The organism is Anaeromassilibacillus senegalensis, assembly GCF_001261775.1.
GTDB classification, from domain to species: Bacteria; Bacillota; Clostridia; order Oscillospirales; family Acutalibacteraceae; genus Anaeromassilibacillus; species Anaeromassilibacillus senegalensis.
The window spans coordinates 979,569-991,048 of the sequence record NZ_LN868537.1; the positions used below are offsets into that span (position 1 = coordinate 979,569).

Annotated in this window: 4 protein-coding genes, 2 tRNA genes, 1 rRNA gene and 1 pseudogene; 3 read left to right on the forward strand and 5 right to left on the reverse strand. The window is 50.8% G+C overall.

The features are described 5' to 3' along the window. Positions 1 to 61: 61 nt before the first annotated feature. Positions 62 to 1,090, reverse strand: coding sequence for a spectrin repeat-containing protein (locus BN2106_RS15605; RefSeq protein WP_207641714.1), 1,029 nt, complete (start codon positions 1,088 to 1,090; stop codon positions 62 to 64). A 112-nt stretch (positions 1,091 to 1,202) separates the two neighbouring features. Continuing rightward, positions 1,203 to 8,069: pseudogene (locus BN2106_RS16775) on the reverse strand (glycoside hydrolase family 2 TIM barrel-domain containing protein); the annotation flags it as partial. Between the two features lie 321 nt (positions 8,070 to 8,390). Here BN2106_RS16775 and BN2106_RS10230 point away from each other — a divergent pair. From BN2106_RS10230 to BN2106_RS16785, 3 genes are all read left to right on the forward strand, one after another. Further along, positions 8,391 to 8,837, forward strand: coding sequence for a MerR family transcriptional regulator (locus BN2106_RS10230; RefSeq protein WP_242846298.1), 447 nt, complete (start codon positions 8,391 to 8,393; stop codon positions 8,835 to 8,837). Positions 8,838 to 8,923: 86 nt separating this feature from the next. Next, complete coding sequence (locus BN2106_RS16895; protein ID WP_050698430.1) at positions 8,924 to 9,103, forward strand: hypothetical protein; 180 nt, start codon at positions 8,924 to 8,926, stop codon at positions 9,101 to 9,103. Between the two features lie 416 nt (positions 9,104 to 9,519). After that, on the forward strand, positions 9,520 to 9,894 hold the full coding sequence (locus BN2106_RS16785; protein ID WP_050698431.1) for a hypothetical protein: 375 nt from the start codon (positions 9,520 to 9,522) through the stop codon (positions 9,892 to 9,894). Between the two features lie 1,207 nt (positions 9,895 to 11,101). Here BN2106_RS16785 and BN2106_RS10250 read toward each other — a convergent pair. From BN2106_RS10250 to rrf, 3 genes are all read right to left on the reverse strand, one after another. After that, positions 11,102 to 11,178 (reverse strand) — tRNA-Ile (locus BN2106_RS10250). 45 nt (positions 11,179 to 11,223) lie between these two features. After that, positions 11,224 to 11,299, reverse strand: a tRNA-Asn gene (locus tag BN2106_RS10255). 7 nt (positions 11,300 to 11,306) lie between these two features. Further along, positions 11,307 to 11,423: ribosomal RNA gene (gene rrf / locus BN2106_RS10260) — 5S ribosomal RNA — on the reverse strand. Between the last annotated feature and the right edge of the window lie 57 nt (positions 11,424 to 11,480).

An 11,480-nucleotide genomic window follows, 5' to 3' on the forward strand; every position in this document is an offset into this window, starting at 1 on the left:
CGCCTGATGGATCTGCATCCTGAGTTCTCATGTCTCCGGCAATTCTCTCAGATCGTCTTATCTAATCATTACTTACTGTGACAATACAATGCTTTTGCGGCGCCCCATTAGGCAATTGTGTGTACACGCCGGTGCTCTGGCCCGGTGCGCCGACGGCATAGACTCTGTAGTAGCAGTCATTGCCGATTTTCGCCACAAACTGGGTCTTGAGAACACTGCCGTTGCCCACAGTGAAGCTCGGAACTTGTCCATTGCCGTTGACAACCGTCATCTTGAAGCAGTACGCACTGCCTCTCTTGAGTGTAAAGTCGACGGTGGTGTCGGAACGGACGGAAGATTGTTGCGCCACACCCTGCGCCGCGTTTACCACCGCGATACCCTGTGCGCCGTAAAGGTTGCCGTAGGACGGCATACGGCTGGTGGAGCCTTTGGATGTGCCGTTGTGTTCCGGCTTCAGATTCAGCCCATTGTACGCGTTGGTCACAAGATCGATTGCCTGCGCGATCTGTTCGCCGGTCGCGTCCGGATCGTCCAGTACGCCGTTTGCCAGATTGACAAACGCCTTCAGGGCCGCAACGCTGGTATCCGTGTACTTGCTGAGGTCCTGCGCATTGATCTGTTCGAGCACGTCTCTCAGTGCATCCTTGGTCGGAATCTTGCGGAGTACCTGCATCGCGTCATTCAGAGCGGATACCGCCTCTTTGATTTCCGCCGCGGTTGCGTCCTGGTCTTCCAGCACGGCCTGTGCGTGCGTGAGCGCCTCTGTGAAGGCTTCCTTGCCCTCGTCGAGGTATTCATTCAGGTCAATTGCCAGCGCTGTGTTGACCACCTCTTGCAGAAGATTCTTATCCGCCGCGCGGACCAGAGCGTTCCACGCCTTTTGCAGCGCGTCAAATGCTTTTTCCACGTCCGCCTGGAGCGGTTCGCCGTCCGCGATCAGCTCTTTCGCCGCGCCGACGGCTGTCTGGAGCGCCGCCCAGCTGTCGCTTGTGTAGTCCGCCGGGTCGAGCATGTCGATCACGGCCAGCAGGTTCTCCAATTCGGTGGTGTCGCCCTCGGCAAAGCTCAGGAAGTGGATGGCATTCAGCATCTTCGACCATGCGTTGTCGATGGCTTCCTGGNTCATTCAGGTCAATTGCCAGCGCTGTGTTGACCACCTCTTGCAGAAGATTCTTATCCGCCGCGCGGACCAGAGCGTTCCACGCCTTTTGCAGCGCGTCAAATGCTTTTTCCACGTCCGCCTGGAGCGGTTCGCCGTCCGCGATCAGCTCTTTCGCCGCGCCGACGGCTGTCTGGAGCGCCGCCCAGCTGTCGCTTGTGTAGTCCGCCGGGTCGAGCATGTCGATCACGGCCAGCAGGTTCTCCAATTCGGTGGTGTCGCCCTCGGCAAAGCTCAGGAAGTGGATGGCATTCAGCATCTTCGACCATGCGTTGTCGATGGCTTCCTGGCCGGCCTTCCGGTCAGCTTCCATGGCCTGCGCGTTTTCCAGCGCCTTGTCAAACAATTTCTGCACGGTCGGGATCGCCGTGCCGTACTCGTCGCCGTTTTGGAGGTCTTCCGCGATGGAGATGACCGTGCGCAAAATCTGCTTGTTTACAGTGGTGAACGCGAAGTTCAGTTCTTTGTCTGCCTTTGCCATTTCGCCCTCGTAGGTGAAGGCGGATGCGTTGGTTTCCTCGTCAAACACGATTGCGTCGGAAACATCTTCGCCGTTGAGCTGGGCGGAGAGGAATTCCCTGCCTTCCACTCTGGGGGTGAAGACCAATATAAACGCTTCGCCCGCTTTCAGCGCCGCCTTATAGACGCCGGTCAAATTGGCAAGGCCGGTATTTTCCCCGTCCACCGCAATCTGCGCGCCGGTGTTAAAATTCGCTGTCAGTGCATATTCACGGTCCGGCTCCTCGGACGGCGTCACGGTAACCACACATTCCGCCTTAGCTCCAAAGCCTTCTACAAAGCCAAATACAGAGAAGGTCCCCTCTTCCTGATATGCTTCCTCTGGAATCGCATTCCAGACGACTTCGCAGCTTGCTGTTGCCCCGTCGGCATAGGTAACTTCTGCCGTCTTCGGCAGAACCGGTTCTGTACCTGCGGAAGTATTTACGGCAGTAGCAGCAATCTTTTCAATCAAATTGACTTCACTGTATACATAGAGCTGGCAAACTGCTTTTACATCGGTTCCCGCTACAGTTCCTTCTATCCTATGGAAGCCCAGAGAAGCTACGGCGTCATCTACGCTATCCCACGCAACCGCTTTTTTCTGCTCCGAACCATCCGCCATCGTGACGGAAACCTGTTCCGGGAGCTGCGGGGTTCCATGCAGCGGCACAGACGCTGTGATGGTTTCCATGGCGGATATCGCGTTGGTTTTGCTGACCGTTACCGTACAGGTCGGCTTCATTCCAGTGCCTTCCACTGTGCCTTCCACTGTGAAGGTACCTTCCTTGGCATACTGGTCGGCACTGATATCCGCCCACTTGATGCCGATTTTCCCGGTTGTCCCATCGGAATATTCCAGTCCGATCTCTTCCGGCAGTGCCGGCGCCTTTCCAACCAAGGTGGCGCGGGTAATATGTTCGACGCCGACAATGGTCGGTTCCTCTTCGTAAACACTTACCGGAACGGAAACGTAACGGGTCTCATACCCTTCTTTGGAAATACGGACCAGGACTTCCGCTTTTCCGGCATTCGCCGCTGTGACTCGATTCTCCTGGATCGAGAGTACGCCAGTAGCGGGAGCAACCGCAAAGTTGCACACGGCGTCCACCGGATCGGTTTTCAATGAAAGCGTTGTAAAATCGCCCTTCTTCAAACGGATTTGTTCCGAAATGCCCTGCACGGCAATCTGCTCCCGATCGCTGTCGCTTCTCGGCAGGAAGCGGGCATTCGCCCAGTCGCTGTGATCGTGTGCATTTGCACCCAGCGGATCAACCACCAGTTTCAGTTCCTTCGCGCCGATGATGTTCAGCCGGACGTACTCTGCCTCCGTCTCCTGCGTCATCCGGGGGGATTCGTATGCCAATTCACCATCCACCCAGATTTCAAACTTTGCTTCCCCAAGTGCGGGCGAACCATCGCTGGCGGTTCCACCCAACCAGTCAAGGCCAAGATAGGTTTCAAAGATATCGTAACCGAGGCCCTCAATATCATAGACAATTTCAGATGCCGCGTGGACGCCCAAACCGCTGTTAAACTGTTTTTTCTCACCATTGACGGTCAGTTCCATCGGACCGCCGTTCAGATTGGTACCCTTTACAATCTCTTTCCAGCCGGTGGCAGCGGACTTCCACACCACCTCTTCCAGGGGCACCTCATCCATTTTGACAAAACGAATGGTATAGATCTGCGGATTCCCCTCAATATCATTGATCCGAATGACAGCGGGTTCGTCAAAGCTTTCCGCTTGTTTCACATCCGCCTGAATGGAGGAATGCGCGGTGGCGGCCTCTACCTGCGGGATTTCTTCCCGGCTGCTCAAGTATGGGATGGTATATTCGTGCTGATCCAGCGTAAAACCGGGCAGCAGGCGGCCGTCCACCTTGATACCGGTCAGCGTCTGGGAGATGATAGCTTTCTGTGCTTCATTCATCATCTGTTCCACAGAATTGTTTTGACCTGTAACCGGACGCATCCGGTAGGTAAACGTGTATTTCTTGTTGGACTGCACCTTGTATTTTTCCAACATGGTGGGACCGCAGCTCCCGTTGCCCAAGCCGGTCTGCATATAGTCGAGCGTCAGGTAAACCTGGTCGGATTTCTTCAGTTCGTACGGATGCGCCTTGCTGTTCAGTTCTGAGGCGGAATAGTGCTGTGCGCCGAATTCCATCTGCGTATCCGTGGAAACCAGCAGGCCGTCGCCCGCCTCATCGGTCAAAGCAACCCAGCGTACATCGGTACGGTTGCCGTTCTCCTGCGGCTTCATATATGGCACAAACATGTCGTCCACCGTGGTATTATAAACGCCGATCAGGGAACCGGTCTTGCGGTCCACATAGTTTTCGTCCGGGCCTCTGCCATAGTAGGTGACAGTTTCGTATCCCTGCGGCAGTTCCATCTTCATACCGACGCGGCCCAGCATTTCGGACGCTTTGGAATCAAAATTGCTGGTCACCACAATGTCTCCCGTCGGGTAAATAACATACTCTATTACATTGGTGGAGTTATTCAGAGAGGAATAGGACAATGGCACACGGATCACAATTTTGGAATCCGTCTGCTCCACAGCAACCTGTCCCACAGCAGCGGCCGGATCGCGGTATTTCGCGTTAATGGTGCCGTTGTCGATTCTGGCACGCCAGTAATTGGGCTTCGGCGCATTCTGGATCATTTCCTTGCCGTTGTTTTGAAAAGAGGTAAGCTCTCCTTTGGCCGTATTGAACCGTACCTCAAACCCGTCCCCCTTTGCGGTAAGAATGTCTCCATTCTGCTTTACCTCTGTAAATTTCTTGGAGGCATCCAGTGTCAAACCCGGTTGATTGGCGGTAAAGTCCGTCTTGAACTGCTCAAAGGCAACGACCTGGCCTTTTTTCGCCCAGAGGGTATCCTCTTTTAATTTGAATTCAATATTGAGCAGGAATTCGCTGCCTTCGCGAACCACATCCGGTGTTTGATAACCGACAGTGATGATCTTGGAGCTGTTGCCCGGAAGATCGATCTGTTCATTCGTCAAAACACCGGTCTGAATCGCCACATTGTTGTTGTACAGCGTCCACACGCAGTCGTACTCGTTCAGGTTGGTGAATTCCAGCAGATTGTCCACTTTTATTTCGCCTTTGGAAAGATCGGACGCTGTGAGTCTCACACCCTGATAGGCCTTTTTTACTTCCGCATACGCCGGATGCAGGGTCCGGTCCGGGAAAATAACGCCGTTGCTACAGAAGTTGCTGTCGTTGGTTTTATCGCCCCAATCCCCACCGTATCCAAAGTAGGACTGTTCATTGACACCGGTATCCACTTCCTCCACCGAATCAAAATCCATCCAGAGCACCACACCGTCGTCGGACGGTTTACGGTCTCCTGCACGGATTTCCTCCGGAGACAGCGCGCGGTTGTAGATACGGACATTGTCGATCTTGCCGCTGAACTCCCTGCCGCTGCGTTCTGTATCAGTGCCAATTGCCACCTGGTATTCGTTGCTGGAGAAGGTCTTAACACTGACTTCTTTGCTTGCGGCGAGTTGACCGTCAATATAGATATTGATGGTTCCCGCTTCCGCGTCAAAGGTAGATACCACCTGATGCCAGTGTTCAAACCAGTCGTCCGGAACGGTTGCCTCCAGGCTGACCCATTTGGCGCTGGTTGAACCGGTCGCATTTGCGTCATAGATAAAGAATTCCACGACGCTCTTATTCTGCGCGGTGTTTCCAATATACTTCACGGCATACTGACTGTTGCCCTTTGTAACCAACGCGCCGTTGGTGCTTCCGGATACCCGGTTGGGATAAACCAGCGCTTCCAGCGTCAGGCTGCCTGTGATGTCCAGCGCTTCGCTTGTAGGCAGAGTCGCTGTCCCCTCCAGCGCGGTGCCGTTGCCTAAATCGTCCCTCGCTTCCAACGTGCCGGTATACGCCGCGTTCAATCTCTTTGGGCCTTGATCCACAAGAAGGTTTGCGGAATCCAGCGAATTAAAATCACACCAGAACAAAACAGAGCCATCCTGCGGCGCTGTGCTGGCGTCCGCCACCTCCTGCGCGGTCAGCGCACGGTTATAGACGCGGACATCGTCGATTTTGCCGGTAAACTCCCGGCCCGGACGCTCCAGGTTCTCGCCAACTGTGACGGCATATGTATTGGTATTGCGCACATTCTTACCGCCGGTGGAAATCGATTTGACTTCTTTGCCGTCCAGATAAATCTTCAGTGTGCTGTCTTCCGCATTGAAGACACCGGTCACCTTATGCCAGTTGTTCATCCAGTCGTTCGGCACGGCAACGGTGGCGGAAACCCAGGCATTGCCGCTCTTAAAGCAGAACTCCAGATTGTTTTTGGTGTACTGCAATGTAAACTGCTCATTGCCCTTCGCTAGAATGGTGTCGTATCCATTGCTGTTTTTTCCGGTCTGTTTTACCAGTGCTTCCACCGTAAAACTGCCCGTCGTATCAAATACCGGATCCGCCGGCAGTTTTGCCGTGCCGGCCAACGCATTATCCGCATTTTTGCCAGCGGTCAAAGAACCTGTGAAGTCAGCATGCAGCTTATTGGGGCTGCTGTCGGGCAATACATTCTTTTTCTCGCCGCCCAATTCTACCCGAACGGACTGGTCCACCCAGTCCCAAATGCAGCCGCCGATCAGCTTGTCATATTTTTCAAACACATCGACGTATTCCTGTAAATTTCCCGTGCTGTTGCCCATGGAGTGCGCGTACTCATGCGCAAAGTAGGGCTTTGGATTGTTGTCTGTTGCCACGCCGGGCAGACTGATTCTGCCGGAGAAGGAGCCGTCCGCAGAGGGATAGGTAGAGGAGCGGGTATCAGAATAGTCCGCGCTTCCATCACCTCTGGAATTAAAATAATGCACCGGGCGGGTACTGTCCCGCGCCTTTGTCCAATCGTAAATCTGCTGGAATACGGAACCCGCACCGGATTCGTTGCCCATGGACCACATGATAACGCTTGGATGATTCTTATCGCGTTCCAGCATACTGGCCATACGATCCAGATGCACGGCGTACCATTTTTCAGGATTGTTGCCCGGGACATTGTGCATCGCGCCGTGCGCTTCAATATTTGCCTCATCGACCACATACATGCCGTATTGATCGCAGAGCTCATACCAATAGCTGTCATTGGGATAATGCGAGGTCCGGACGGTATTGACATTCGCCTGCTTCATTAAAATAATATCCTGCTCCATCAGCTCACGGCTCACGGTGCGTCCGGTATCCGGCGAGGTTTCATGCCGGTTAAAGCCCTTCATGATCACGTTCTGTCCATTGATAAACAGACCTTTATTGTCCCGCAGCTCCACTTCCCGGAAGCCAATGCGGGAACTGGCAAATTCCACGCTCTTGCCCGACGGGTCACGCAGTTCCAAAACCAGTGTATAGAGGTTCGGTTTTTCCGCGCTCCACAGCTTGGGCGAAGTAATCTTCTGCTCCATTTTTATAGTTGCAATGTCATAGCCCATCGTATCCGTTTCGCCGGTAAACTCCGGTTCTAAGACCTTTTCAAAAACGGTGTTCTGCGCGTCATCCAGCAGCTTAGCACGGACGGTATAGCCAACCGATACATTCTCCGCCAAACTCCGTGCTTTAACGGAGAGTTTGAGCATTGCATTTTGATAATCGTCGTCTAGGTCTGTAATGGTCTCATAATCAAAAATCTCCACTTGGTCCTTGGAGTACAGGAAGACATCGCGGAAAATGCCGCTCAACCGAATAAAATCCTGATCCTCCATATAACTGCCATCGGACCAGCGATACACCTGTACGGAAACGGAATTTTCTCCCTCTTTCAAATAGGGGGTAATGTTAAAATCCGCGGGTGTGTAGCTGTCTTCACTGTAGCCGACCTGCTCCCCGTTGATCCAAAGGTAAAATGCCGATTCAACCCCTTGGAAAGACATAAAAATCTGCCGTCCGCCTTCCAGCATCCCGGGATTGACTGTAAAGCTGCGGCGGTAAGAACCGACTGGGTTATAGCCGGTTGGCGCTGTCGCGTTGTTGTAATCGTTTTTTCCGCCGCCGTTCAGCGTCCACGGATACGTGGAATTGGTGTAAATCGGCTTATCGTAACCTTGTGTCTGCCAGTTTCCGGGCACCTGAATGGTATCCCAAGAACTGACGTCATAATCCTCCTTATAAAACTCCGTGTTGCGATCCGCGGGTTTCTCCGCATACTGGAAACTCCATTCCCCATTCAACAATTGATAGTATTGGGAATCCTCCTCTGATCTGGCAATGGCCTTTTCCTCGGTATCATACGGGACAAACGCCGTGTGGGCAGGCTGCCGGTTTACTTGAAACTGCTGGGGATTCCCTGTCCATTCACTGCCGGACCATTGAATCCCTGGATTGTTTTGCGCTGCAAAAGACAGCGTGCTGCCTAAGCCGGTCCCATTGAACAGCATGGTAACAGCCAAAATCCAGGCAATTTTTCTGTTTTTCACATTTCTCCTCCTTTTCCATATCTCATACGACAAACAACTCCTCCAAAATAAAAGAAACTTCACCTCCTCATTCTAATCAAAAGCACTAATATTTTAAACATTACCATAAATTTTCTATATTTTTATTTCAAATAGTAACATTGAAAAAATCTATTCAAATCCTGTATTATACAGAAAGTGGTTGCTTTCCAAGCAACGCAAAACAACGGCATTTGACAGATCCATCACCTCCATATATGATTAACTATACGCATAAGTTGCCGTTTTACTGGATAACAACACATGGATCAGAGAGGAACCATCATGAAAACCTATACGATAAAGGAAATTTCCAACTTATTTCAGCTTCCTACCTCTACCCTGCGCTATTATGAGGAGGTCGGTATTTTGACGGATATTGCCCGGACGGATTCCGGACAGCGCATCTATGAGGAAAAGCATGTGAACCGGTTAAAGACGATCTGTTGTTTCAAGCAAACCGGTATGACAATCTCTCAACTGCAAATCTTCTTTTCTTATGAAGAAAAGGAACAGGAATGCATCGACGACATTCTGTCTCTCCTGACACAGCAAAAAGAAAATGTAGAAACCCAGCTTGCGCAGATGCAAAAAGCGTATGAACATGTAAAGCGAAAGCTGCACTATTATGGCGACATCAAACAAGCGCTGGACGCGGGGCACCCCGTGCCGGCCTGGGATACCTACCGAAACCGAACCTACACAACTTGAACCCACACCCTTCTTCCCCTCCGGTCATAGTATGGAAACAAAAAACTTTTAAAAGAGTATGATCCGGGAGGCAATTATGAATTGTAATGCATATCCATGTTATTTTTGTCCGGGTCCGCAGGGGCCTGCCGGGCCGCGCGGCGAAACAGGCGCTACCGGGCCAACTGGGCCGCAAGGTGAAGCAGGCCCAACAGGAATCACCGGACCAACTGGACCACAGGGCACAGCAGGTGTTACTGGACCAACAGGACTGCAAGGCGCAGTAGGAGTTACCGGGCCGACCGGACCACAAGGCACAGCAGGTGTTACTGGACCGACAGGACCACAGGGCATAGCAGGAGTTACCGGGCTAACTGGGCCGCAAGGCACGACAGGTGTTACTGGACCAACAGGGTCACAAGGCGTAGCAGGTGTTACCGGACCGACTGGGCCGCAAGGCACGACAGGTGTTACTGGACCAACAGGGTCACAAGGCGTAGCAGGTGTTACCGGACCGACTGGACCACAAGGCGCAGCAGGTGTTACTGGACCGACCGGACCACAAGGCGCAGCAGGAATTACCGGGCCGACTGGACCGCAAGGCGCAGCAGGTGTTACCGGGCCGACCGGACCCGACGTTGCGCCTTCCTATTTTAACGCAGCAATAAACGGCGGCGCACAGGACGTTTCACCTGAAGGGGACGTGATATTCCTTCTTGCCCATCAGTCCGGTGATTTTACATTTGTCCCTAACACATCTACAATCACCGTAAATACCGCCGGGATCTACCGCATCGATTACACGGTAGTTTTACGTCCAAACGAGGGCATAATTAATGCCGCATATGCCGTGGCGATTAACGGTCTGGAAAATCCACTTTCCTTTTTTGGTAAGTACGCCGAGGGGCTGGAGGATACTGAACGCGCAGCATTGACCGGTATGTTTATCGCATCTATTCCAGCAGGAGCAACTGTAACTCTGCGCAATAAATCCGCTACTGTAAATTTGCTTGCCGGAACCGGTGTGGACAATCAGGCAACAAACCGTTCTTCCATTCTGCTGCAAAGGATTGGGTGACTTCTTACGGTTAAAATCGTTTGCTAATGGGCCAAGACAAAGCCGCTTCATTTGACAAGCAATGTAATAAAGAGCAACAGCAAAATGGTGAAATGTAAATGAATGCAGTAACACTACTATTCTTTACTACTTTCGTAACGTATCTACAATTTCCAACTCATATTCAAACAACTGCTAACTACTTGTAACGTCCAACCAACTCTCGTCAATATCAAAAGATTTTATTAAATTCGTGAAATGCAGGTAGATTACATTGACTCTTTTGTAATGCTCTACACATTGTTTTCAATAAAACTTTTCCAGTAGCAACTGCGGACATTTTTCTTTAACTTATCAAACGATTTTCGCCGTCTGAATTCCATATTTGGGGGGGCGCTTATTTTTTGCGAGAACGATAGCGTGCTTCTGTTTAGGGTCCTCACAAACTACTACATTGGAACTTTCCGATACTCCAAATACAACAGGCATTTTGCTGAACCTATAGAAAGCTTTACAATATCGAATAACTCGTTCCAAATCGCATATATAAACATATGCTTCTTTATTCTAATTTGAAATATTATAAATTTCAGAAAAATTATGTTTTTCTACCCTGCTAAAATAGAAGAACCACCGGCAAAGCTGGTGGTTCTTCATATGCGGGCAAATCCCTGTTATCAGCCACGCCTTAAGGCGCTGGTACGGTCTACCACTGCGAAAAATAATTAGGCTACTTTTTCTTTTACGATATCACATGAAATTGAAAAGACCCATTCTCTACGAGCATGTGAATATGGTCAGGACATACTTCTGCTTGGTACTTTGACACAGTTAACAGGCCACTCTTTTACTGTATCAAAAGGAGTCTTTATTCCATACGCATCGCTAAAGCTTTTTTGAACTCTTTACAGCGCCGCGTATTTTTCCGTTACAATAAAAAGCCAAGGAAAATTCCTTGGCTTTTCAACTCATAAAATTCATTATAAATTAAGTCTCCAAAACAATCTTTTCCAGACAATTGATTAAATCGCGCATGGTTTGGATTTGGACATCCTGTTTCAATATTTCATTTTTTAGATCAATTGACAACGATTCAAAATGTGTACGCATCTGGGGGGCAACGTAAGACATTATTATTATCACCTCATAAAATATATTTCCCAGCATTACAAAAATTAAACACATATAAAAAACAGGAATGCATTGGATTTTCAATGCATTCCTGTTTTGGTGGGCCATCAAGGACTCGAACCTTGGACCGACCGGTTATGAGCCGGTTGCTCTAACCAACTGAGCTAATGGCCCCAATGAAAAAATAAGCCGCCGCTAAAAATAACGGCGGCAACTGTCTGGCTCCCCCTGTTGGACTCGAACCAACGACCCTGCGGTTAACAGCCGCATGCTCTACCGGCTGAGCTAAGGAGGAATATTCGTGTTGGCGTCTTCCTATTGTCCCGGGCCGTCGCCAGCCAAGTATCTTCGGCACTAATGAGCTTAACTTCCGTGTTCGGGATGGGAACGGGTGGACCCTCATCGTCATCGACACCAACTGTATTTATCACATCTCTGTGTAAATATCTCCATTGCTGTTGTATTTAACTTTTATA